Raw genomic sequence first — 23405 nt, forward strand, 5'->3', positions numbered from 1 at the left:
AGAGTGGCCGGGTGAGCAAGCAGACGACGCCCGAGGCGACCGGGCCGAAGACCCACCCGACGAACGGGCCGAAGACGGAGTCCCACGACCCCAAGGTCCCCGAGGCGTGGAGCAGCTTCATGCGCCAGGGCTGGGGCGACCGCGAGCTCGACCTGCCGCCCAGCTCCATCACCCCGTGGGCCGCCGCCCGCCGGGCGCGGCTGGCCGAGGTGTTCCCCGGCGAGCGGCTGGTGCTGCCGGCCGGGTCGTTCAAGGTCCGCTCGAACGACACCGACTACCGCTTCCGCTCCGACACCGCGCACACCTACTTCAGCGGCAACCAGACCAGCGACGCGGTGCTCGTGGTCGAGGACGGCGAGGCCGTGCTCTACGCGCGCCCGCGCTCCTCGCGCGAGACCGACGAGTTCTTCCGCGACCGCCAGTACGGCGAGCTGTGGGCCGGCCGGCGCCCCTCGGTCGGCGAGATGGAGGCCTCGCTCGGCGTGACCGTGCGCCACGTCGACGACCTGCCGGCGGCCCTGGAGGGCGGCGGCAAGACGCGCGTGCACCGCGGGGTCTCGTCGTACGTCGACGGGCTGGTCGCCGGCGACGACTCGCGCGACGAGGAGCTCGCGCGCGTGGTCTCCGAGATGCGGCTGATCAAGGACGAGTGGGAGGTGGAGCAGCTCCAGGAGGCCTGCGACATCACCACCCTCGGCTTCGAGGACTGCGTGCGCGAGTGGGACGACTGCGTCCGCCACGGCGAGCGCTGGCTCGAGGGCACGTTCTTCCGCCGTGCCCGGGCGATGGGCAACGACATCGGCTACGACTCGATCGTGGCCGGCGGCCACCACGCGACCACGCTGCACTGGATCGACAACTCCGGCCCGATCACCCCGGGCGAGCTGGTCCTGCTCGACATGGGCGTCGAGGGCCACCACCTCTACACCGCCGACGTCACCCGCACGCTGCCGGTCGACGGCCGGTTCACCGACCTCCAGCGCGAGCTGTACGACCTCGTGCTCGCCTCGCAGGAGGCCGCGCTCGCGGTGGTGCGACCGGGCGTGAAGTTCCGCGACCCGCACGACGCCGCGATGGTGGTGCTCGCGCAGGGTCTCGACCGGATGGGCCTGCTGCCGGTCTCGGTCGACGAGGCGCTCTCCCCCGACAGCAAGGTCTACTCGCGCTGGACCCTCCACGGCGTCAGCCACATGCTCGGGATGGACGTGCACGACTGCGGGCGAGCCTCCGACGAGGCCTACACCCAGGGCACCCTCGCCGAGGGCATGTGCCTGACCGTCGAGCCGGGGCTCTACTTCCAGCAGGACGACCTGCTGGTGCCCGAGGAGCTGCGCGGCATCGGCATCCGGATCGAGGACGACGTGCTGGTCACCGCCGACGGCCACCGCAACCTCTCGGCCTCGCTCCCGCGCACCGCCGCGGACCTCGAGGACTGGATGGCGCGCACCCGCCGCTGAGCCGCACTGGGCACCGCACTGGGCACCGCACTGGGCACCGCACTGGGCCACCTGCCCGGGGGTGGTCAGGACCTGAGTCCCAATTTTCAAGATTTCCTCAAGAATCGGTCGCCCTCTCGGTCACCCTGAGGGCGAGACCGACAGTGAGGGACCCCTGCGATGACCGGAAGCCGCACGCCACGCCCGTCGGCGCTGCTGACCACCCTGCTCACCCTGGCCCTCGCGGCCGTGCTGCCGGCGGTGGCCGGCAGCCCCGCGGAGGCGGCCCGGCCGGACGGCCACCCCGGCCACCAGGGGGGGTGCGTCAAGCCCGTCTTCGACGAGCCCGTGGTCGCCGGCATCGCCCGGACCACCATGCCGAAGCGCTTCCGCACGGCCATGGAGAGCAACGGCAGCCGTGGCGCGGTGCTCGCGGCTGCCGCCCGCAGTGACCGCACCCTGTGGCTCGACACCTGCGGCAAGGCGTTCTACGTCGACCCGGCGGCCAGCCGCGCCGAGAAGCAGGCCGCGACCGCGACCGTCTCGGGGCCGCAGGCGACCGCCGCCGCGACCGCGCTGGTGCCGCTGACCGACACCTTCACGCTGCAGTCGCGTCCCGGCGCCAACCGGACCATCTGGCTCGACTTCAAGGGCGGCACCTTCACCGGCACGGCCTGGAACGGCTCCTACGGCAGCACCATCACCGCCGAGCCCTACTCGAGCAGCGACCCGGTCGACACCAGCTTCAGCGACGCCGAGCTGCTCGAGATCCAGAAGGCCTGGCAGGTCGTGGCGGAGGACTACGCGCCCTTCGACGTGAACGTCGTGCTCGCCGACCCGGGCACCGCCGCGCTCGACCGCACCTCGTCGTCGGACCTGCAGTACGGCGCGCGGGCCGTGATCACGAACGGCGGTCCGATCTACACCAGCTGCGGCTGCGGCGGCATCGCCTACGTCAACGTCTTCAACCACTCCGGCTCGAGCCACCTCTACTACCAGCCGGCCTGGGTGTTCTCGGCCGGCACCGGCAAGACCGGCAAGAACATGGGCGAGGCCGCCTCGCACGAGATCGGGCACAACTTCGGCCTGTCGCACGACGCGACCGCGACCACCAGCTACTACGCCGGCGCCTCGCCCTGGGCCCCGATCATGGGCGTCGCCTACTCCCAGCCGGTCTCGCAGTTCTCGGCGGGCGAGTACTCCGGGGCCAGCACCACCCAGGACGACCTCGCGATCATCGCGACCGGCGCGCCGCTGCGTGCCGATGACCACGGCGACACCACGGGTGCGGCAACCCTGATGACCGGGGCCAGCCCGACGGTCGACGGCGTGATCACGACGCGTGCCGACGTCGACGCCTTCCGGTTCACCGGCGCGGGCGCGACCTCGGTGACGGTCAACCCGGCGGCGGGGCTGCCCGACCTCGACGTGCAGCTGACGGTGCTCGACGCGACGGGCGCCACGGTCGCCGTGGTGGACCCCGCGTCGGCCCGCGTCACGTCCTCCCAGGCCTCCGGTCTCGGCGCGAGCTGGAGCGGCACGCTGCCCGCGGGCGGCGCGACGTACACCGTGCTCGTCGACGGTGTCGGGACCGGAGACCCCCTCGTGGCCGGCAAGTACTCCGACTACGGCTCGCTCGGCAACTACCAGGTCCAGGTCGCCACGGGCACCGTCACGGCCACCGACCCGCTCGCGGCGACCGGGTCCGACCCGGCGCACGCCGTCGTCGGCACCGCGTGGTCGGCCACGCCCGTGAGCGCCACGGGCGGCGTCGCGCCGTACACCTGGAGCGCGAGCGGCCTGCCCGGCGGCCTCGGGGTCGACCCCGGCACCGGCACCCTCAGCGGGACGCCGACCACCGCGGGCACCAGCAACGTCACGGTCACCGTCACCGACGCCGCCGGCGCCACTGCGCAGGTGACCGTGGCGGTCGTGGTCGACCCGGCTCCCGTCGCCCCGGTCGACGTGCCCGACCAGGTCGTCAGCGACGCCCAGGTCGCCAACACCCTCAGCCGTCAGCTCACCGCGCTCGGCGGCGACGGCACCTACGCGTGGTCGGTGACCTCCGGCAGCCTGCCGGGCGGCCTGACCCTGTCCTCCGCGGGCGTGCTCTCCGGCACGCCGACCAACCCCGGCAGCTACGCGTTCGGGGTGGCCGTGGACAGCGCCGGCATGCAGGACACCGCGGTCGTCAGCGTGGACGTCGCGCCGGCTCCCCTGGTGTTCGCCACCTCGAGCACGCTGCCCAACGCCAGCACGCGCAAGTCCTACTCCACGACGGTCTCGGTGACCGGGGGCCAGGCCGCCTTCCTGTGGTCGCTGACGTCGGGCACGCTCCCGCCGGGCCTCAACCTGGGCTCGGTGGCCGGGCGCTCCGCGACCATCTCGGGGCAGCCGACCAAGAGGGGCACGTGGTCGTTCACCCTGAAGGTCGTCGACGGGAACGGGACGACGGTGTCGCGGACCTTCAAGATCGCGGTGAAGTAGACCGACGGGTGAGGGTCGTGTGCCCGTGACCACCCTGGAGGGTGGTCCCGGGCACACGACCCGGTGCTCAGCCGACCATGGCGGCGGCAGGCGTGACCCGCGTCCCGGCCGTGCCGGCGACGATCGCCTCGATGTCCTCGAGCGAGCCGATCACCGCCTGGTGGCCGGTGCGCTCGACGAACCCGCAGGCGGCCTCCACCTTGGGCCCCATCGAGCCCGAGGCGAAGTCGTGGCGGGCCAGCTCGGCCGGCGAGACCGTGCCGAGGCGGCGCGCCTGGGGGGTGCCGTGGTCGAGGTAGACGCCGTCGACGTCGGTGGCGATCACCAGCAGGTCGGCGCCGAGCTCCTCGGCCAGCAGTGCCGAGGCGAGGTCCTTGTCGATCACGGCCTCGACGCCGTGCAGGATGCCTTCCTCGTCGAGCACCGTCGGGATGCCGCCCCCGCCCGCGCAGACCACGATCACGCCCTGCTCGAGCAGCCACCGGATCGGCTCGATCTCGAAGATCCGCCGGGGCCGGGGGGAGGCGACCACGCGCCGCCACGCACCGCCGTCCGGCTTCACCGTCCAGCCCAGCTCCGCGGCGAGACGCTCCGCCTCCTCACGGAGGTAGACCGGTCCGATGAACTTGGTCGGGTCGTCGAACGCCGGGTCGTGCGGGTCGACCTCGATCATCGTCAGCAGGGTGGCGAGGCGCTGGTCCTTGGGCAGCAGGTTGCCGAGCTCCTGCTCGATGACGTAGCCGATCATCGCCTCGGTCTGCGCGCCGAGCACGTCGAGCGGGTAGGGGCGCACCGCCTGGTAGGCCTGGGCCTGGAGGGCGAGCAGCCCCACCTGGGGCCCGTTGCCGTGGGCGACGACGACCTCGTTCCCCGGCACCACCGTGGAGATTGAGCGGGCGGCCGTGCGGACGTTCGAACGCTGGTTCTCCGCGGTCAGCGGCTCTCCCCGGCGCAGGAGGGCGTTGCCCCCGAGCGCGATCACGATGCGCATCTCACTCCTCCCGTCACGCCAGGGCGGCGACCAGCGCCGCCTTGATCGTGTGCATGCGGTTCTCGGCCTGGTCGAACGCGAGGTTCGCCGAGGACTCGAAGACCTCCTCGGTCACCTCGATGCCACCCGCGAGGTGCGGGAAGCGCGCGGCCACCTTGGTGCCCAGCGCGGTCTCGGTGTTGTGCAGCGACGGCAGGCAGTGCAGGAAGCGCACGCCCGGGTTGCCCGTGGCCCGCAGCAGCTCGGCGTTCACCTGGTAGGGCAGGCACTTCTCGACCCGCTGGTCCCAGCTCTCGACCGGCTCGCCCATCGAGACCCAGACGTCGGTGTGCACGTAGTCGACACCGACCACGGCGGCCTGCGGGTCGTCGGTGACGGTCACCCGCGCACCGGACTCGGCGGCGAACTCCTCGCACCGCTTGACCAGGGCGTCGTCGGGCCACAGGTCGCGGGGCGCGCCGATGCGGACGTCCATGCCGAGCTTGGCGCCCACCATGAGCAGCGAGTTGGCCACGTTGTTGCGGCCGTCGCCGACGTAGGCGAACGCGATCTCGTGCCACGGCTTGGTGGTGTGCTCGGTCATGGTGAGCACGTCGGCCAGCATCTGCGTGGGGTGGTAGTCGTCGGTCAGCCCGTTGAGGACGGGCACGCCGGCGTACGCCGCGAGCGTCTCGACGAGCTCCTGGGAGGAGCCGCGGTACTCGATCGCGTCGTACATCCTGCCGAGGACCCGGGCGGTGTCCTTGATCGACTCCTTGTGCCCGATCTGGGACGACGAGGGGTCGAGGAAGGTCACGTGGGCGCCCTGGTCGTAGGCCGCGACCTCGAACGCGCAGCGGGTGCGGGTCGAGGTCTTCTCGAAGATCAGCGCGATGTTGCGCCCGCGCAGCAGCTGCTGCTCGGTGCCGGCGTACTTGGCGCGCTTGAGGTCGCGCGAGAGGTCCACGAGGTAGCGGATCTCCTCGGGGGTGTGGTGGGCGAGGCTCAGCAGGTGCCGGCCACGGAGCGGGGTGCGCATGGTGTCTCTCTTTCCGGACTCAGTCGACGGGGTCGCGCAGGATCGGGCAGCTCATGCAGCGGCCACCACCGCGGCCGCGGCCGAGCTCGCTCGCGTCGATGGTGATGACCTCGACGCCGGCCTTGCGCAGCAGCGTGTTGGTGTTGGTGTTGCGGTCGTAGCCGACGACGACGCCGGGCTCGAGGGCCAGGACGTTGTTGCCGTCGTCCCACTGCTCGCGGCTGGCCCCCCAGCGGTCACCGCCGGTCGGCACCACCCGCAGCTCGATGCCCAGTGCCTCACCGAGGACGTCCGTGAACGCGCGGTCGTCCCGGCGGACGGCCATGCCCTGCGGGGCCGAGTCGTCGCGGTGGAGCACCAGGGTGGTGATCCGGTCGACCACGGGCGCGAACGACGTCACCAGGTCGCGGTCGCAGAAGGTGAACACCGTGTCGAGGTGCATCGCGGCCCGCGAGCGCGGCATGCACGCCAGGACCACCCGCTCGGCGGCGTCGGCCTTGAACAGCGACCGGGCCAGCTGGGTGGCAGCCTGCTGCGAGCTGCGCTCGCCGAGGCCGACCACCACGGTGCCGTGACCGACCGGCATCACGTCGCCACCCTCGAGCGTGGCGGCCCCGTAGTCGATCGGGTGCTGCTCGAGATCCCCGAACCAGACCGGGAAGTCCTCGCCCGCGATCGCCGGGTGGAACCGGTAGATCGCCGCGGTGAGCAGCGTCTCCTGCCGCCGCGCCGGCCAGAACATCGGGTTCAGGGTCACACCCTGGAACACCCACGCGCTGATGTCGCGCGTGAACTGGGTGTTCGGCAGGGGCTGCAGCAGGAACGGGTACTCCTCCTGGCGCCCGAGTGCCGCGAGGAACGGCCCGCCGGCGTCGTCGGGGACCTCGTCGAACGTGAGTCCCCCGATCAGGTGCTCGGCCAGCGTCTCCGCCGGCATCTCGTCGAGCCAGGCCCGGATCGGCTCGACCAGGCCGGCTCCGACCTGGGCCTCGGTGATCCGGCGGTCGAGGATCCAGGCGCGCCCCTGCGGCATGCGGACGACGTCGGTCAGCAGGTCGAGCATCTCGAGCACCTCGACCCCGCGATCACGCATCTTCGTGGAGAAGTCGAAGTGGTCGCGCTTGGCCTGGCTGACCCACATCACGTCGTCGTAGAGCAGGTCGTCGCAGTTGTCCGGGGTGAGGCGCAGGTGCGCGAGCCCCGGGGAGCAGACCATCACCCGTCGGAGTCGGCCGGCTTCCGACCAGACTCCGACGCGTGAGGTGGGGGTCACCCCGGTCATACCGAGACCCAGCCCTGGGCCAGACCGATCACCGCGGCCACCGCGCCGGCGGTGACGACTGCGACGAGGACCTTCTCCACGTTGGTGAACAGCTGCTTCTTGTCAGTCGTCCGGGCCCAGACGAAGAGCGCCGTGCCGATCAGGTAGAACAGCGCGGCGACGAGCACGTACTCCCAGCCGCCGGCGTAGACCAGCCACACGGAGTACCCGAGGGCGATCGCGCCCACGACCAGGTCGCGCCAGCGGCCGTGGCCGTCGGCGTACGCCTCACCGGTCAGGCCGAGCTTGACCTGGTAGGCCGCCGACCAGAGGTACGGCAGCAGGATCAGCGAGGTCGCGAGGTAGATCAGGTCCAGGTAGGTGCTCGAGTCCTTGAGGGTCCAGAGCAGCAGGGCCTGGGTGACCAGGTTGGTCATCCACAGCGCGTTGGCGGGAGCGCCGTGCGCGTTGTCCTTGCCGAGGCCCTGGGGCAGGACGCCCTCCATCGCGGGCAGGCGCAGGATCTCGACGGCGAGCAGCACCCAGGCGATGAGTGCGCCGAGCAGGGAGATCACCAGTCCGGCGGAGATGAAGCCCGCGCCCCAGCTGCCGACCTCGTGCTCAAGCACACCGGCCAGCGACGGGTCGGCGAGCCCGGCGATCTTCGCCTGCGCCATCAGTCCGTAGGACAGCAGGTTGACCGCGAGCAGCAGCGCGAGCACGACCACGAAGCCCAACACGGTCGCGCGGCCGACGTCCTTGCGCTGGGCAGCGCGCTTGGAGTAGACGCTCGCGCCCTCGACGCCGATGAACACCCAGACGGTCACCAGCATCATGTTCTTGACCTGGTCCATCGTCGTGCCGAGGCCGGCGCTGTCGCCCCAGAAGTCCTGGGTGAAGAGGCCGGAGCTGAAGCCGACCGCCGCGATGGCGATGAAGGTGACGATCGGGACGACCTTGGCGATCGTGACGACGACGTTGGCGAACGCGGCGTTCTTGACGCCGCTGATGGTCAGGAAGTGCACCAGCCAGAGCAGGACCGAGGCTCCGACGATGGCCATCGTGGTCGTGCCGTCGGTGAAGGTGCCCTCGAACCAGTAGTTGAGCGTGGCGAACAGCAGGACGAGGTAGGCGACGTTGCCGACCGCGGCGCTGATCCAGTACCCCCAGGCCGAGGTGAAGCCGATGTAGTCACCGAACCCGGCACGGGCGTAGCCGTACACACCGCCGTCCACGTCGGGCTTGCGCTGGGCGAGCCCCTGGAAGACGAACGCCAGCATCAGCATGCCGACGCCGGTGATCAGCCAGCCGATGAGGAGCGGTCCCGGGGCCGCGCTCCCTGCCATCTGGGAGGGGAGGGCGAAGATGCCGCTCCCGATCATGGAGCCCACCACCAGGGCGGTGAGGGCGGGTAGTGCGAGCCCGGCCGCAGTCCGGTGGGTCTTCACCGGTGGGGTGGCGCGGGGAGTGGGTGCGGGCGCATGGGTCGTCATGTGCCTGACCTCCTTCGTCGTTCCGACGGCAGGAGAGGTCCTGCTGTGGTCCCGACGGTTCTCCTCGGCGATCCGTCTGGACAGGGTCGAAGGTCGCCCGGCCGGGAGGACCTTCGACGGTGGTCCGGACCGGTGGGGTCACGGGAGCGTGGGACCGTGCCCGAGAAACCCGCCTTGCGCGCCTCGCGCGAGTGGGAGCAGTGGACCCTGCCCGGCGCGGACAACCCGCCCCGGTGGTACGCGCGCACCTTCTCGGCCCTCTTCGTCCACCGGTTGACCTCGCACGCGATTGGGATGGTCCTCCTCCTCGTTGCGATCTGGTGGCTGGGCACCTTTCGGCCCGCACTTCCCGGGTGGAGGGCCTGACCGCGAGCAGAGGCCGGTGACGCCGGCGGAGGTGCTCGCCTTCGAGCACGGCTGCTGGACGGGCGAGGCCCCGCCCGGCGCACTTCCGCAGCACGCCGTGGTCACGCTGCCCGGGCGCGCCCCGTCGTACGTCTCGGCGGAGATCGGCTTCGCCATCTGGCTCGGCCCCGACGGCGTGCCCGGCACGGGCGACGAGCGGGAGGGCATGCTGACGGCGTTCTGCCCCTAGCGCGTGCGGGGCCGCCTCAGGCGTGGTGCACGAGCTCGCCGCCGACGTAGGTGCGCACGACCCGCGCCTCGCAGATCTCCTCCGGCGGCGCTGTGAACACGTCGCGGTCGAGCACCGCGAGGTCGGCGTGGAAGCCGGGGCGCAGCGCGCCGGTCACGTCGTCCTGGTGGTTCACGTACGCCGCGGCCGCCGTGTAGGCGGTGACCGCCTGCGCGAGCGTCAGCGCGTTCTCGGGGAAGAACGCGGGAGCGGCGCTGCCCGGTGCCCGGCGGTTCACGGCGACGTGGATGCCCTCGAGCGGGTCGGCGCTGCTGACCGACCAGTCGCTGCCGGCGACCAGTCGGGCCCCGGCAGCGGCCAGCGAGCCGAACGGGTACTGCCACGCGGCGCGACGCTCGCCGATGAAGGGGATCGTCAGCTCGTCCATCTGCGGCTCGTGGCAGGCCCAGAGCGGCTGGATGTTCGCCGACGCGTCGAGCGCCGCGAAGCGGGGCAGGTCGTCGGGGTGCACGACCTGCAGGTGGGCCAGGTGGTGCCGGTTGGACGACGGACCGTTGGCCGCCCGCGCCGCCTCGACCGCGTCGAGCGCCTCGCGGACGGCGCGGTCTCCGAGCGCATGGAAGTGCACCGAGAACCCCTCGGCGTCGAGCCGGGTGACGTGCCCGCGCAGGGCCTCGGGGTCGACGAAGGAGAGCCCGCTGTTGCCGGTCGCGCAGCCGCACCCGTCGAGGTAGGGCTCCGTCATCCCGGCCGTGTAGTTCTCGGCGACGCCGTCCTGCATGATCTTCACCGCGATCGGGCGGAAGCGCCCGGCGGTCGCGTGGGCACGCCGCTCGACCAGGGTCTCCACCTGCTCGGCGCCCTGGTCGCGCTCCCACCACAGGGCCCCGACGACACGGGCGACCAGCTCGCCCGAGACCGCCGCGTCGAGGTAGGTCTCGAGCAGGTCGGGCATCCCCCACATCGCGCCGACCGCGGCGTCCTGCCACCCGGTGATGCCCAGCGTGAAGAGCTCGGCCTGCGCCGCGAGCAGGGCCGCGCGTCCCTCGTGCGCACCAGCCGGCGGGGCGTGGCGCAGGGCGATGTCCATCGCTCCCTCGTGCAGCGCTCCGCTGGGGTGACCGCCCTCCTCGCGCTCGATCCGGCCGTCGGGTGGGTCCGGCGTACCGACCCCGATCCCGGCCAGCCGCAGCGCGACCGAGTTGGCCCATGCGCCGTGGCCGTCGCGGTTGGTGAGCACGACCGGGCGGTCGGAGACCACGGCGTCGAGCGCCTGCCGGGTGGGCGTTCCCCCGGGGAAGTGCTCCATCGACCAGCCACCGCCGAGGATCCACTCCTGCCCCGGGTTGACGAGCGCGTACGCCGCGACCCGGGCGAGGCACTCGTCTGCGGACGTCGTGCCGTGCAGGTCGCAGCGGATCATGTCGAGCCCGGCCATCACCGGGTGGACGTGCGCGTCCTGGAACCCGGGCAGCACCAGCCCTCCCCCGACGTCCACGACCTCGGAGCCGGGGCCGGCGGCCGCCCGGGCCTCGTCGTCGGTGCCGACCGCCACGATCCGCCCGTCACGGACGGCCACGGCGCCGGCCACCGAGGACTCCTGGCCGGCGGTGAAGAGCCGGGCGTTCACCAGGGCGGTGCCCGGGCCGGGGGTCGGTGTATCTGGCACGTCGTTGCTCCCTCTGCTCCTCGTGACGCCCGTGCGCCGGTCGTGGCACCGGTCATGCACATGGACGATGACCGGACGGGGTCGCGAGTGCCATCGTGGCAGGAAACCGGACCCGGGGTCCGGAGGGACGGGGGAGGACATGTTGCACACACACGCGCGCACCGGGGTCGCCGCGGCGGCGCTCGCGGTCGTCGGGCTGGCCCTGCTGGTCGGCGTACCGGCGGCCAACGGCTCCGCCGGGGACCGACGGGCCGACACCACGCCACCCACGGTGCTGCTGGCGCCGTACGCCCGACCACTCGTCGGGGCCCAGGTCTTCACGGCGTACTACGAGGACGACCCGCAGGCGCTCGAGTACTGGCAGCTCGACCACGTCCTGACCTGGCAGGCGAGCGACCCGTCGGGCATCTGCGGCCAGACGGTCACCTGGCAGAGCTACGAGTACCTCGGCAGCGACGACGACCCCGTGCTCGGGGGCGCCGTCGACACCTTCTCGGTGCCTCCGACGGCGCGGCGGGCCTTGGTGCCCAACCTCAACGCCGCCAACTGGGGCCGGGTGCCCGACCGCTTCCTGGTGCGCGTCACCGACTGCGCCGGGAACACCGCGACGAGCAACATCGCCCTCAGCGAGCTGGGCACCCGCGAGGACACGGACCCTGCGATCACCTACCGCGGGAGCTGGCGGGTCGGCCACTTCCCCGGTTTCTCCGGGGGCACCACGCACAACACGACGGCCCAGGGCGCCAGCGCCCGCCTGACCTTCACCGGGTCGGGACCGGTCGCGCTGGTGATGGAGAAGGCCGCCGACCGTGGCAAGGCCGACGTGTTCGTGGACGGCGTGAAGAAGGCGACCGTCGACACCCATGCGGACACCACCCAGCACCGCGTCGTCGTCTGGCAGGGGATCTACATGAGCGGCACGCACACGTTGCGGGTGGTCAACCGGGCGACGCCGGGGCACCCGCGCATCGACCTGGACACCCTGCTCCTGTGCAGCGGCGCGGCCGCCGGGTCGAGCTGCATCGGCTGAGGTCGGCCGCGCCCGCGACGACGCCCCCGGGGATCTCCCGGGGGCGTCGTGTGGGTCGGGCCGGTGGTGCGGGTCAGGCAGCCGGAACGGGCTCGGGGGTGGCCACCGCCGGCCCCTCGGTGTGGACCCGCTTGGCGTGGGCGAAGCCCAGCACCGAGAGCACGATCATCAGGGCCGCGCCGATGAACGACACGATCGCGGCGTAGAGCGCGATGGTGCCCATCACCGAGAAGGCGTAGGCGTCGAGCAGCAGGCCGCGCAGGGTGTTGCCCATGAAGAGCGTCTGGCGCAGCTGGCCGAGCTCGGCGAGCTTGTCGGGGTCGGCGTTCTCGTCCTGCAGCATGCCGATGTACTCACCGGACACGTCCTCGTAGGTGCGGTTGCCGCTGGCCTCGTTCATGTGCACGAGGATGTAGTAGTCCGCGTACGCCTGGGCCTGGTCACCGGTGAGCATCTGCTCGCCGGCGTACTGGTCGAGGGCCGCGTGCTGGTCGGCGGTCTCGAGGGCGTCCTTCTCGGGCATCGTGATCGCCTGGATGGCGAGCTGGTCGTGCACCTGGTCGGCGACGTAGACGTGCGCCCAGGTCATCAGGCCGCCGGCGGCCAGGAGGACGACGGCGACGACAAGGCCCGCACTGGCGAGCAGGTAGTCGAGGGTCTTGCGGTTCATGGTGGCCTTCTTCACTAGCCAGCAGCCCTGGATCACGGTGGTGTCTCGCGCGGCGCTGCTTGCGGTTTCAACCATCCCGGTGTCCGGGTCCGGAGGGAATGGCTGCCGCGCAGGTCAGGACCTGCGCCCCCGCAAGTCAGGACCTGCGGCCCGCCGGAGCTCGGGCCTTGCGACCGTCGGGCCGGGGTCCCGGGTCCCGATGAACCAAGCCACTGGTCCACCGGCAGCCCTCGGCGTGGACTGGGAGCAGGACCAGGAGGTGCCCCGTGCCCACGACGCCGGGCGTCTCGCACGTCCCGCTCCGGCTTCCGTCGCGACAGGACGTCGGCTCGAGTCCGCGCTAGTCGGCAGTGACGACCGCATGTGCCAGTCCGGCGACCGCAAGCCCGACGATCACACGAATCAGACACCCGACGAGGACTGCGGTCGCGAAGAACACCAGCACGGGCACCATCAGCCGACCTCCCGACCCGCAGATTCGCTGGCCTCACGTCCCACGGGTTCGGCCGAGAGTGCGGCGGTCAGCAACCGGCGCAGGACCCGGAGCTGGGCCCGCATGTGTTCCGGTGATCCGGTGGAGCGGCACAGCAGGAACGCCCCCTCGAAGGTCACGAACACGTGGTCGGCGAGGGCCTCGACGTCTCCCAGGTCGAGGTCGCGCGACGTCGCCGCTGCCGAGAGGAGCTCGGCGATGGCCGTGCGCCAGACCTCGATGGCGTGGCGGATGAGGTCAGCGGTGCCGTTGGAGACCAGCTGCTGCTCGGTGAGCACGGCGACGTAGAGGCAGTTGCTCTGCGCGGACATGACCTCCTCGGCCGAGTCCTCGAAGTGCCGGACGAAGGCCACGACCCGGTCCGCGGGATCGCTGACCCGGGCGGTGGCGTCGAGCGCCGCCTGCAGCTGGCCGATGTCGGCGGTGACGTAGCGCTCCGTGAGGGCCCGCGCGAGGTCGACCTTGGAGCCGAAGTGGTGGAAGAACGCGCCCTTGGAGGTCCCCGCAGCCCTCAGCACCTGGTCCACCGAGGTGGCAGCGAAGCCGTTCTCGATCACCAGGTGCTGGGCCGCGTCGAGGATCCGCTCGCGGTTGATGGTCCCGTCCTTCGGCATAACTCCCTTGCTACCAGACCGAGCGGTCTGTTACAAACAGACCAATCAGTCTGTTTCAGAGGAGGAACACATGAGCACCACCCCGAACACGTCCTGGCTCGACACGGGTCGCTACGTCAGCGACGGCGGCCTGGAGACCGACCTGATCTTCAACCGCGGCGTCGACCTCCCGGAGTTCGCCTCGTTCCCGCTTGTCGAGAGCGACCGCGGGCGAGCACTCCTGCGCGACTACTACGACGGCTACGCGGCGGTCGCCCGCAGGGCCGGCGTCGGCCTCACCCTGGAGACGCCGACCTGGCGCGCCAATCCCGACTGGGGCGCCCGGCTGGGCTACGACCACGCCGCGCTGGACAAGGCGAACCGTGCCGCCGTCGAGCTCCTCGAGGGGCTGCGTGACTCGTACGCCGACCTCGTCGACGTCCGGATCATCGGGGCGATCGGTCCGCGCGGCGACGGGTACGCCGCGAGCGGGGAGGCCGACCCCGATGAGGCGGCGGACTACCACCGCCTCCAGGTGGAGGCGTTCGCCGCCGCGGGCGCCGACGTGGTCGCGGCCTACACGATCACCAGCGCGCACGAGGGGCTGGGGATCGCGCGTGCCGCGCGGCGCGCCGGCGTCCCGGTGCTGGTGGGCTTCACCGTCGAGACCGACGGCCGACTGCCGGACGGAACGTCGCTCCAGGACGCGGTGGCCCTGGTCGAGGCCCAGGAGCCACCGGACGGATTCGTCGTCAACTGCGCCCACCCGACCCACATCGCGCCGGCACTCGAGGCGGGCGAGTGGCTGGGTCGCATCGTCCAGGTCAACCCGAACGCGTCCACCCTCAGCCACGCCGAGCTCGACGATGCGGACGAGCTGGACACCGGTGATCTCGCCCTGCTCGCCACGTCGTACGACGACCTGCGCGAGCGACTCCCCGGCCTGAGCGTCATCGGTGGTTGTTGCGGTACCGACGCACGCCACATCGCCGCCCTCTGGGGAGTCTGACCACCCTTCCGCAACCGCGGTCCCGAGCAGCACGACAAGGAGAACGAGCAGGACATGAGGAACGACACCACCACCACCATCGTCGGCACCCCGACCACCGACACACCACCGACCACCGACCGGCCGGGCGCAGCACCGGCGCCCGGCGTGCGCCGGGCCACGACCGCGGACGCGGACGCGCTGAGCCGGACCCTGGCCGACGCGTTCCGCGACGACCCGGTCTTCGCGTGGTGCATGCCGGACCCACACCAACGAGACCGACTGCTCGCCCCGTGGTTCCGGGTCGTCGTCGACGCCCTCCTCACGCATCGGGAGTCCTACTGCGTCGAAGGCGCTGCAGGCGCCGCGCTGTGGGTCCCCCCGGGAGTGGCACCTCTCTCCGAGGACCAGTCAGACCGGGTCGGTGCGGCCACCGCCCACATCGGCGGCGTGACGCCGGGTCGCCTCGAGGCACTGGGCAGCGTGATGGAGGCACGCCATCCCCACGATCCGCACCTCTACCTCTGGTTCGCCGGCGTCCGCACCACGGACCAGGGCCAGGGGTGGGGCGGGCGCCTGCTGCAGACACGACTCGACGCGGCGGACGAGCAGGGCCTGCCCGCCTACCTCGAAGCCACCAGCGAACGGAACCGCGCACTCTACGAACGCCACGGCTTCCAGGTCACCGGCGAGCTGTTCGCCGACGACTCGCCACCTCTGTGGCAGATGTGGCGTGACCCGCGGTGACGAGAGGCTCACCCGGGGCGGCGACTCGGCGTCTGCCGAGCGCCGCCCGGGGCAGGACGCTGCATGGTCAGGACGAGAAGGAGCTCCGGAGTCGCCTTGCGCAGCGGTCGGGTGGTCGTGGCGCGGTCCGCGGGGTCAGACCTCGCCCCGCACGAGGACCAGTCGCCAGACCTGCGGACCGCGCTCGAGGTAGTCGACGCGGAAGCGGTCGGGCCAGCGCTCGCCGACCTGGGCGAGCAGGGGGACGGGGTCGTGGGGCGCGAGCAGGACGAGGCCGCTACCCGGCCGGACCGTGTCGAGAGCGCCGATGATCGTCGCATGACGGATGGCGTGCGGGATGCCGCGCGCATCCAGCTCCGGGTACCCCTCGGCGTCCTGCTCGCCGCACGAGCAGGCGTGGCCGCTCCCGCACCCTGTCCCCTCAGCCGCGGCGGCAGTGGCCGCCGCGTCCGCGTCGTCCGCGTGGGCCTCGCGGTCGTGGCCGCCGAGGAGCTCGTGCATGCCACCCAGGAGATCCGCGACCGACACGCCCGGCGTGCTGAGCAGCAGCGGGAGGACCAGGTCGTTCTCCTTGGCCAGGTGCACCTCGAACACCGCGCGCAGGGCCGCCGCCACGGCGACCGCTCGAGCACCGCGCGTCGCATCGTCCGAGAGCTGTTCGACCAGGCCGGTGATCACCCGGTGCTCGGCGAGCATGCCGTCCACCAGGAGCCTGCCGTCGAGCGTGGCCCGGGCCGGGGGGTACATCGCGTCCTCCTCGGCCAGGGCGTGCGGCACGAGCTCGTCCCGGCACCAGGTCAGCAGCAGTCCCCGCGCCTGCTCGGACCCCGCGGCGTCACCTCGGGCCACGGCCGAGACCAGCGCCTCCACCTGCGCCGAGAGGGTGCCGCTCATCTGTGCGTGATGCTGCTCGACCGCCTCCGCGGCCCGGGCGTCTGCCTCGTTGGGTGCGATCACGACGTCGGTCATGGTGGGTCCTCCTCGGGCTTCGTCTCTCTCCGGTATTTTAGTACACTCTAGTCCGTGGAAAATAATGAGGCAGTGCGCCGGGCACGTGCGAGGGGTTTCGGCCCGACTCCGGCCCACCCCGCCGGTCGCACCTCGATGTCGCGATCACGCGCTGCACTGCTCGAGATGCTGCGGTCACAGGCCGAGCCGACGACTCTCGGCGCGCTGGCCACGGCAGCGGGCCTGCACGAGAACACGGTGCGCGAGCACCTCGACGCACTCGTCGACATCGGACTGGTCACGCGCTCCCGCGCCGAGCCGTCAGGTCGGGGCAGACCCGCCTGGCTGTACCGGGCGTCCGAGGCCGAGCCCACCGCCGTCTCCGAGTACGCCGGGCTCGCCGCGGCCCTCGCCCGCACGATCCACGACCGCAGCAGCACCCCTCGCGAGGACGCGCTCGCCGCCGGGTGGAGCTGGGGCGTCGACCTGGCGGGGCAGCGCGGCGCCTCCCCGGCAGCGACGGCGGCCGCAGGCCGTCGAGAGGTCGTGGCGATGCTCGACGACCTCGGCTTCGCTCCCGAGGCCGACTCCCGCGCCACGTCGGTCCGGCTGACACGCTGCCCGCTGCTCGAGGCGGCGTACCACTATCCCGACGTCGTCTGCGCGGTCCACCTCGGTCTCACCCAGGCCGCCCTCGAGGAGTACGGCGCCGAGCCCGCCGGCGCGCGCCTCCTGCCCTTCGCCGAGCCCGGCGCGTGCCGGCTCCACCTCACGACGAGCCGCTCATGAGCGCACCGGCGCCCGCGACACACGCCCGCCCGGTCGCCCGGGACACCCAGGACGACGAGCAGACCCGGGACCCCCAGAACGCCGGGGCGACGAGATGGCGGACGGCACTGCTGCTGCCCGCTGGACTCGCGCTCCTCAGCGGGCTCGACGCGGCGCTGCTGCTCCTCGGCCTGCCGGCTCCGGTGGACGCTGAACGTCTGCCCGAGGTGCACGGGATGCTGATGGTCCTCGGCTTCCTGGGCACGCTCATCGCGCTCGAGCGTGCGGTCGCGCTCGGCCGACGCGCGGGCTATGCCGCACCGGCACTGCTGGGCGTGGGCGCGATCCTGCTGCTGTCTCCCGCACCGCTGGGCCTCGGCCGCGCCGTACTCGTGGCGGGCACGGGCGCCCTGACCGCCACCTACCTGCCCCTGTGGCGTCGCCAGCGCGATGACGCCGTGCTCGTCCAGGCCCTGGGCGCGGTGCTGGCGGTCGGGGCGTCCCTGCTGTGGCTGGCCGACGTACCGGTTGCCGCGCTGTTGCCGTGGCTGGTGGGATTCGTGGTCCTCACCATCGCCGGTGAGCGGCTCGAGCTCGCGCGGATCGGCCTGGGCGTCGGGGCCGGAGGGGTTCTGGTGCTGCTCGCCTCGGCGCTGCTCGCGGCCGTCACCGCCTCGTTGCTGTGGCCTGCCGTCGGGACGGTGCTGCTGGGTCTTGCCCTGCTGGTGCTGACAGGGTGGCTGGCGTTCCACGACGTGGCGCGCCGTACCGTCCGCGGCACGGGCCTGCCGCGCTACGCGGCGTGCTGTCTCCTCGCGGGGTACGCGTGGCTGGCGGTGGCCGGTGCCACCTGGCTCGTCGGGGGTCCCGCCGACGCCGGGGTCCGCTACGACGCGGTGGTGCACGCCAGCTTCCTGGGCTTCGCCATGTCGATGGTGATGGCGCACGCGCCGGTGATCCTCCCGGCGGTCGTGCGCCGGCCGCTTCCCTACCGCCCCGCCTTCTACGGACCGGTCGTCCTGCTCAACGCCTCGCTGGCGCTGCGGCTGTGGGCCGGCGACGCCCTCGGCAGCCACGGAGCCTGGGTCGTCGGAGGGGTCCTCAACATCGTCGCCCTCGTCTCGTTCGTGACCGTCGCAGCCTGGTCCGCCACACGGTCGACGGCACGCGCCGGGAGGACCCGGTGAGCACACGGGCTCCCGGTCGGGGACGGCGAGCCGGCACCGCCGACGACGACGCGTCCCGCTCCACGTCGGACCGTGGCTTCTGGCCGCTGCGCGACCTGCCGGTCGTCCTCTGGCTGGCCGCCGCGTTGGCGCTGACCCTGGTCCACCCGTGGGTGCCGTCGCCCCGCTGGCTGCTGCTGCACCTGCTCCTGCTCGGGGCGACCACCCACGCGATCCTCGTGTGGAGCCGTCACTTCACCGAGACGTTGCTGCACCTGCCGGCCGCGCCGCGCGCGCCGCAGTCGAGGCGGCTCCTGCTGCACAACCTCGGCGCCGTGGGCGTCATCACCGGTGTCCTCACCTCGACCTGGCCGGTCACCGTCGTCGGTGCGGCCGCGGTCGCGACCGCGGTGACCTGGCACGGCGCCACGCTCTGGCGGGCTCTCCACACCTGCCTGCCGTCGCGATTCGAGGGCGTCGTGCGCTACTACGTCGCCGCCGCCTGCTTCCTGCCCGTCGGTGCGGCACTGGGCGTGGCCCTGGCCCACGACCTCGCCGAGCCCTGGCACACGCGCACCCTCGTGGCCCACGTGACCGTGAACCTCCTCGGATGGGTCGGACTGACCGTGGTCGGCACCCTCGTGACGTTGTGGCCGACGGTGCTGCGCACCCGGATGGCTTCCGACGCCGAACGCGCGGCTGCGCACGCCCTGCCGGTACTGGTGGCATCGGTGGCGGCGACCGCCGGGTCCGCCTTCGTCGGGCAGCCCCGACTGACGGCAGTCGGACTGGCCGGCTACCTCGCCGGGCTGGCCCTGGTCGGGCGCAGCCTCGTCCCGCCCCTGCGCAACCGGCCACCCCGCTCCTACGCGGCGTGGTCGCTGGCCGCGGGGGCCTGCTGGTTCGCCGGGTGCCTGGTCGCGCTGGCCGCGGGTCTGGCCACGAGCAGCTCCAGGGTCCAGGCCGGAACCTGGCTGGGATGGCTGGTGCCCTTCCTTGCCGTCGGGTTCGCTGCCCAGGTGCTGCTCGGGGCGCTCTGCCACCTGGTGCCGGTCTCGCTCGGCGGCGGTGCCACCCCGGTGCGGGCCGCCAACGCCGTGCTCGACCGCGCCGCGCCCCTGCGGGTCGTGGTCACCAACGCCTCGCTGCTGATCTGCGCCCTGCCCGTCCCGAGCGCCGTGCGCGTCCTCGCCTCGACGCTGGCCCTCGCCTCCCTGGCTGCCACCCTCCCCCTGCTCGTGCTGGCGATCCGGGCCTCGCGGGCCGCGAGGCGGATCACTGCCGCCGACCGGTCGACCGCGGGCGCGCAGCCCTCCGACCCGGGGGCCTGCGCCGCTGCGGCTCGGGCCCGGGGTACCGGACTGGCCGCCGCCGGGCTGGCGACCGTCGTGCTCGCCGTCGCCGCAGGGGTCGCCGTGGACCCGACCGCGCTCTCCTTTGGGGCCTCTGCCGCGGCCGGCGTCACGGCCACCGGGCAGACCACGACGGTCGAGGTGGTGGCCTCGGACATGCGGTTCACGCCCTCCACGATCGATGTGCCGGCCGGGAACCGCCTGGTGATCGTGCTGAGGAACGCCGACGACGACGTGCACGACCTGGCGCTCGACAGCGGGGACACCACCGGCCGGCTCGCCGGCGGCGCCACCGCGCGGCTCGACGTCGGCGTCGTCGGCCGCGACCTCGAGGGCTGGTGCACGGTCGTCGGTCACCGGCAGATGGGCATGGTGCTCCACGTCGACGTCACCGGCGACACGGGCGCGACGACCACGGCCGACACCCACGCGGGGCACACCCACGGGCCGGCCGGAGACGACACGTCGGGGATGGCGGGCACGGACATGGGCACGAGCGGCACGGCGGTGTCCGGCGACACCGCCGACGACCTCGACTTCCTCGCGGCCCCTCCCCCCGGCTTCCACGCCCGCGACGCCGTTCTCCCACGCTTGGAGCGGGTCCGGGTGCACCGGCAGACGCTCACCGTCAGCGACGAGGTCCAGGAGGTCGCCCCCGGCGTCACCCAGGAGCTGTGGACCTACAACGGCAGTGCCCCCGGGCCGGTGCTGCACGGACGGGTCGGCGACCGGTTCGTGGTCACGCTGGTCAACGACGGCACCATCGGGCACTCGATCGACTTCCACGCCGGCGCACTCGCGCCGCAGCGCCCGATGCGCACCATCGAGCCCGGCGAGTCGCTGGTCTACCGGTTCCGGGCCACCCGCGCCGGTATCTGGATGTACCACTGCTCGACGATGCCGATGTCGGCCCACATCGCCAACGGCCTGTTCGGCGCCGTGGTCATCGAGCCACGCGGCCTCCCCCGGGTGGACCGCAGCTACGTGCTGGTGCAGTCCGAGCTGTACCTCGGCGCACCGGGTGGCACCGTCGACGTCGACGAGCTCGTGGCCGGGACTCCGGACGCGGTGGTGTTCAACGGGTACGCCAACCAGTACGACCATCAGCCGCTGCCCGCACAGGTCGGGGAACGGGTCCGGGTCTGGGTCCTCGACGCAGGACCGAACCGCGCCACCTCCTTCCACGTCGTGGGCGGGCAGTTCGACACGGTGTGGTCCGAGGGCGCCTACCTCCTCGACCGCCGGAGCGATGGTCGAGGCGGCGCGCAGGCGCTCAGCCTCGGCGCCGCGCAGGGCGGGTTCGTCGAGCTGACGTTCCCCCAGCCCGGCTCCTACCCGTTCGTGTCGCACGTGATGGTCGACGCCGAGCGGGGAGCCCATGGCCTGTTCCAGATCTCCGGTGGAGCGCGACGGGCCGCCGCGGGAGCCCGCGCCGGGCGCTGACGCGGGCGGAGACGTCCGGACACCTGGAGCCCGACACCGGCAGGACGCACGTCTCGCGCTACAGACGGCCGAGGACGGCGACCACGACGAGGCCGACGAGGACGGCGGTCAGGGCGCTGTGGCCGCGCCAGGCGAGGAACGCCGTGGCAGCGGCCCCGATCCCGAACGCCGCGCTGTGGTGGTCGGGGGCAGTGAGCAGGGAGGCAGTGATGAGGGCGGCCAGCACGGCCGGACCGACGTGGGGCAGGGCTTCCCGCACGATCGCGGGGAGCTGGTGGGCGGGCACGATGGTCACGGTCAGCACGCGGAGGAACCAGGTGACGCCGGCGGCCGCGCCGAGTGCGAGAACGGTGGTCATGATGTCCTCCTGGCCATCGTGGCTGCGGCCACGGTTCCGCTCACCGCCCCCACCAGGACAGGCAGTCCGGCCGGGACCAGGCCGGACAGGTGCACCGCTGCCGTGGTGACCACGGCGGCCACGGCCGCGGTCGTGGAGGTCCGCTCGGTGAGGCGGGCAACGAGCAGGGGGATGAAGAGGGCAGCTGGGGCGAAGGCCAGGACGGGGCTGCTGGTGGGCAGTCGGTGGCCGACCACGAGACCGGCCGCGATGGACGTCAGCCACACGACGGACAGGACCGCCGCGATCGAGAGCCAGTACCGGCGAAAGCAGGTCGGGTGGTCGAGGTCGTCACGGGCGCTCACGAGGACGTAGGTCTGGTCGACGATGAAGTGGGGGCCGACCCACCTGAACCAGCGTGGTTGCGGGCGGAAGTGGCGCTCGAGCGCGGCGGCGTACAGCGGGAGACGGGCGTTGATGATGGCGACGGTCACGACGACCGTCGCGACCGGGGCGCCCGCGCCGAGGAGACTCATCGCCGACAGCTGGGCGGTCCCGGCGTAGATCGCGAAGCCGCCCGCCAGCCCGCCGAGAGCGCCGACGCGGGTCTGCTGGGCCGTCACGCCGACCACGAGCGCGAACGGGACGAGCGTGATCAGGAAGGGAAGGAGGTCGCGGGACGCTGCCCGCACAGCCGTCGACCACGTCCCCACGGGCGTGCCGGTCTCGGGGAGCATGACAGGCCCTTCAGGCTGCCGGCACAGCGCCGGGCCAGGGTTCTCCGAGGCGCGCGAGCGCGTCGACCTCGTCGCTGATCGCGGACGTCATCGCCAGGACCCGGGAGCGAGCCGTCCGCTCGTCCCAGTCGAACGCAGCGATGGCCTCCACCGCCGCTGCGATGGGGGCTGAGAGCGCGTCCCTGGACGCCTCGTAGCTGCTGAGCCCGACCGTCGGCTCGGCGGAGGTGAGAGCCGCGGCGAGCAGCTCGGCGTCGCGGAGCGCCTGGGACATCCCGTGCGAGCTCATCGGGTCGACGTAGTAGCCGGCGTCACCCACGAGCGCCCACCCCGGTCCGTACGCCGGGCGCCGGTAGGCGGGGGCCCCGCGGAAACGACGGAGCCTCCCGCTGGTGGCGGCGGCAGAGGCCATCGCGGCGCCTGCGGGCCAGGCCCGGTCCAGCAGCTCGAGAAGCGGCGGCCAGGCGCTGGGCAGGCGGGTGGCCGACGCCGCGCTCACAGGGGCGCAGGCGAACACCAGTGTCTGCCCGGCATCGGTGGGAATCAGCCCGGCCGTCAGGCCGGCCCCGTAGAACCACTCGAAGCCGTCGGTGACGACGCCGTCGAGGTAGCCGTAGACGCACCTGCCCGCGGAACGACCCAGTGGTGAGGGGCCGGCTCCGACCGCGTCGGCCACCAGGGAACGCATCCCGTCGGCACCGATGGTCGTGGCGGCCCGGACCTGTCGGCGCTGACCGGCGGCGTTCAGCTCGACGCCGCGGACCCGGCCGTGCTCGTCGTGGACAAGACCTGTCGCGGCGACACCGGCGAGGACCTCGGCACCCGCTTCCTCCGCGGCAGCGAGCAAGAGGGGGTCGAGCACCGTCCGGCGCGGCGCGTACAGGGCGTGGGTGCCGTGCACGGGCCGCAACGTGATGCGCGTCGACTCGGCGCCGTAGTGGAAGGTGGTCGTCGTGATCGCAGGCGTGCCCGTCGCCTGCAGCGCCGGGAGCAGCCCCCAACGGTGCAGCTGGACGACGCCCGGCCGCAGCAACGCGTGCGTGGACAACGTGTCGCTGCCGCGGCGGGCGCGGTCGACGACGAGCACGCGGGCACCGCGTCGAGCCAGCAGCATGGCCGTGGCGGCTCCGGCGCAGCGGCCGCCGACGACGATGGCGTCGAAGTCGGGATCGGACATGTGGGT

At 72.7% G+C, this 23405-nt stretch carries 20 protein-coding genes; 9 read left to right on the forward strand and 11 right to left on the reverse strand.

The window, feature by feature from the left end; all coding sequences use genetic code 11:
- The first annotated feature begins 11 nt into the window (after positions 1-11).
- A complete protein-coding gene (locus ACFPGP_RS21790) occupies positions 12-1457 on the forward strand; it encodes an aminopeptidase P family protein (RefSeq protein ID WP_378593369.1) in 1446 nt (481 codons plus the stop codon).
- Positions 1458-1616: 159 nt separating this feature from the next.
- Positions 1617-3923 (forward strand): putative Ig domain-containing protein, encoded by a 2307-nt coding sequence (locus ACFPGP_RS21795; protein WP_378593371.1) that lies wholly within the window; start codon positions 1617-1619, stop codon positions 3921-3923.
- Positions 3924-3990: 67 nt separating this feature from the next.
- On the opposite strand, the gene arcC is transcribed toward ACFPGP_RS21795, so the two are convergent.
- From arcC to arcD, 4 genes are read right to left on the reverse strand one after another with little or no spacing between them, the layout of a single operon-like run.
- Complete coding sequence (gene arcC, locus ACFPGP_RS21800) at positions 3991-4914, reverse strand: carbamate kinase (RefSeq protein ID WP_378593373.1); 924 nt, start codon at positions 4912-4914, stop codon at positions 3991-3993.
- A 13-nt stretch (positions 4915-4927) separates the two neighbouring features.
- Positions 4928-5932, reverse strand: a complete 1005-nt coding sequence (locus tag ACFPGP_RS21805) for an ornithine carbamoyltransferase (protein WP_378593375.1) — start codon at positions 5930-5932, stop codon at positions 4928-4930.
- A 19-nt stretch (positions 5933-5951) separates the two neighbouring features.
- Positions 5952-7214, reverse strand: coding sequence for an arginine deiminase (locus tag ACFPGP_RS21810; RefSeq protein ID WP_378593377.1), 1263 nt, complete (start codon positions 7212-7214; stop codon positions 5952-5954).
- A complete protein-coding gene (gene arcD, locus ACFPGP_RS21815) occupies positions 7211-8686 on the reverse strand; it encodes an arginine-ornithine antiporter (RefSeq protein WP_378593379.1) in 1476 nt (491 codons plus the stop codon). Before arcD ends, ACFPGP_RS21810 begins: the two co-directional genes overlap by 4 nt.
- 382 nt (positions 8687-9068) lie before the next feature.
- On the opposite strand from arcD, the gene ACFPGP_RS21820 reads away from it, so the two are divergent.
- On the forward strand, positions 9069-9281 hold the full coding sequence (locus ACFPGP_RS21820) for a hypothetical protein (protein ID WP_378593381.1): 213 nt from the start codon (positions 9069-9071) through the stop codon (positions 9279-9281).
- A 16-nt stretch (positions 9282-9297) separates the two neighbouring features.
- Here the strand turns inward: ACFPGP_RS21820 and ACFPGP_RS21825 are convergent, their stop codons facing one another.
- Positions 9298-10950 (reverse strand): amidohydrolase, encoded by a 1653-nt coding sequence (locus ACFPGP_RS21825; RefSeq protein ID WP_378593383.1) that lies wholly within the window; start codon positions 10948-10950, stop codon positions 9298-9300.
- Positions 10951-11089: 139 nt separating this feature from the next.
- Between ACFPGP_RS21825 and ACFPGP_RS21830 the strand changes: the two genes are divergently transcribed.
- Positions 11090-11980: a hypothetical protein gene (locus ACFPGP_RS21830; RefSeq protein ID WP_378593385.1), complete on the forward strand. Its 891-nt coding sequence runs from the start codon at positions 11090-11092 to the stop codon at positions 11978-11980.
- Positions 11981-12053: 73 nt separating this feature from the next.
- On the opposite strand, the gene ACFPGP_RS21835 is transcribed toward ACFPGP_RS21830, so the two are convergent.
- Both ACFPGP_RS21835 and ACFPGP_RS21840 read right to left on the reverse strand, forming a co-directional pair.
- Complete coding sequence (locus ACFPGP_RS21835) at positions 12054-12650, reverse strand: hypothetical protein (RefSeq protein WP_378593387.1); 597 nt, start codon at positions 12648-12650, stop codon at positions 12054-12056.
- A 453-nt stretch (positions 12651-13103) separates the two neighbouring features.
- Positions 13104-13757: a TetR/AcrR family transcriptional regulator gene (locus ACFPGP_RS21840; RefSeq protein ID WP_378593389.1), complete on the reverse strand. Its 654-nt coding sequence runs from the start codon at positions 13755-13757 to the stop codon at positions 13104-13106.
- A 70-nt stretch (positions 13758-13827) separates the two neighbouring features.
- Between ACFPGP_RS21840 and ACFPGP_RS21845 the strand changes: the two genes are divergently transcribed.
- Positions 13828-14745 (forward strand): homocysteine S-methyltransferase family protein, encoded by a 918-nt coding sequence (locus tag ACFPGP_RS21845; protein WP_378593391.1) that lies wholly within the window; start codon positions 13828-13830, stop codon positions 14743-14745.
- A 54-nt stretch (positions 14746-14799) separates the two neighbouring features.
- A complete protein-coding gene (locus ACFPGP_RS21850; RefSeq protein WP_378593393.1) occupies positions 14800-15471 on the forward strand; it encodes a GNAT family N-acetyltransferase in 672 nt (223 codons plus the stop codon).
- Between the two features lie 135 nt (positions 15472-15606).
- Here ACFPGP_RS21850 and ACFPGP_RS21855 read toward each other — a convergent pair whose 3' ends face one another.
- Positions 15607-16440, reverse strand: coding sequence for a DUF2249 domain-containing protein (locus tag ACFPGP_RS21855; protein WP_378593395.1), 834 nt, complete (start codon positions 16438-16440; stop codon positions 15607-15609).
- 135 nt (positions 16441-16575) lie between these two features.
- On the opposite strand from ACFPGP_RS21855, the gene ACFPGP_RS21860 reads away from it, so the two are divergent.
- Genes ACFPGP_RS21860 through ACFPGP_RS21870 form a run of 3 tightly spaced genes read left to right on the forward strand, consistent with a single transcriptional unit; the run spans position 16576 to position 21148 of the window.
- Positions 16576-17208 (forward strand): helix-turn-helix transcriptional regulator, encoded by a 633-nt coding sequence (locus tag ACFPGP_RS21860; protein WP_378593397.1) that lies wholly within the window; start codon positions 16576-16578, stop codon positions 17206-17208.
- Positions 17205-18374, forward strand: a complete 1170-nt coding sequence (locus ACFPGP_RS21865; protein ID WP_378593399.1) for a hypothetical protein — start codon at positions 17205-17207, stop codon at positions 18372-18374. The genes ACFPGP_RS21860 and ACFPGP_RS21865 overlap by 4 nt, the downstream gene beginning before the upstream one ends.
- Positions 18371-21148, forward strand: a complete 2778-nt coding sequence (locus tag ACFPGP_RS21870) for a multicopper oxidase domain-containing protein (protein ID WP_378593401.1) — start codon at positions 18371-18373, stop codon at positions 21146-21148. Before ACFPGP_RS21865 ends, ACFPGP_RS21870 begins: the two co-directional genes overlap by 4 nt.
- 58 nt (positions 21149-21206) lie before the next feature.
- On the opposite strand, the gene ACFPGP_RS21875 is transcribed toward ACFPGP_RS21870, so the two are convergent.
- From ACFPGP_RS21875 to ACFPGP_RS21885, 3 genes are read right to left on the reverse strand one after another with little or no spacing between them, the layout of a single operon-like run.
- Complete coding sequence (locus ACFPGP_RS21875) at positions 21207-21506, reverse strand: AzlD domain-containing protein (RefSeq protein WP_378593403.1); 300 nt, start codon at positions 21504-21506, stop codon at positions 21207-21209.
- Positions 21503-22222, reverse strand: a complete 720-nt coding sequence (locus ACFPGP_RS21880) for an AzlC family ABC transporter permease (protein ID WP_378593405.1) — start codon at positions 22220-22222, stop codon at positions 21503-21505. Before ACFPGP_RS21880 ends, ACFPGP_RS21875 begins: the two co-directional genes overlap by 4 nt.
- 10 nt (positions 22223-22232) lie before the next feature.
- Positions 22233-23399, reverse strand: a complete 1167-nt coding sequence (locus ACFPGP_RS21885) for an NAD(P)/FAD-dependent oxidoreductase (RefSeq protein WP_378593407.1) — start codon at positions 23397-23399, stop codon at positions 22233-22235.
- Between the last annotated feature and the right edge of the window lie 6 nt (positions 23400-23405).

The organism is Nocardioides taihuensis, assembly GCF_042657275.1.
Lineage (GTDB): Bacteria > Actinomycetota > Actinomycetes > Propionibacteriales > Nocardioidaceae > Nocardioides > Nocardioides taihuensis.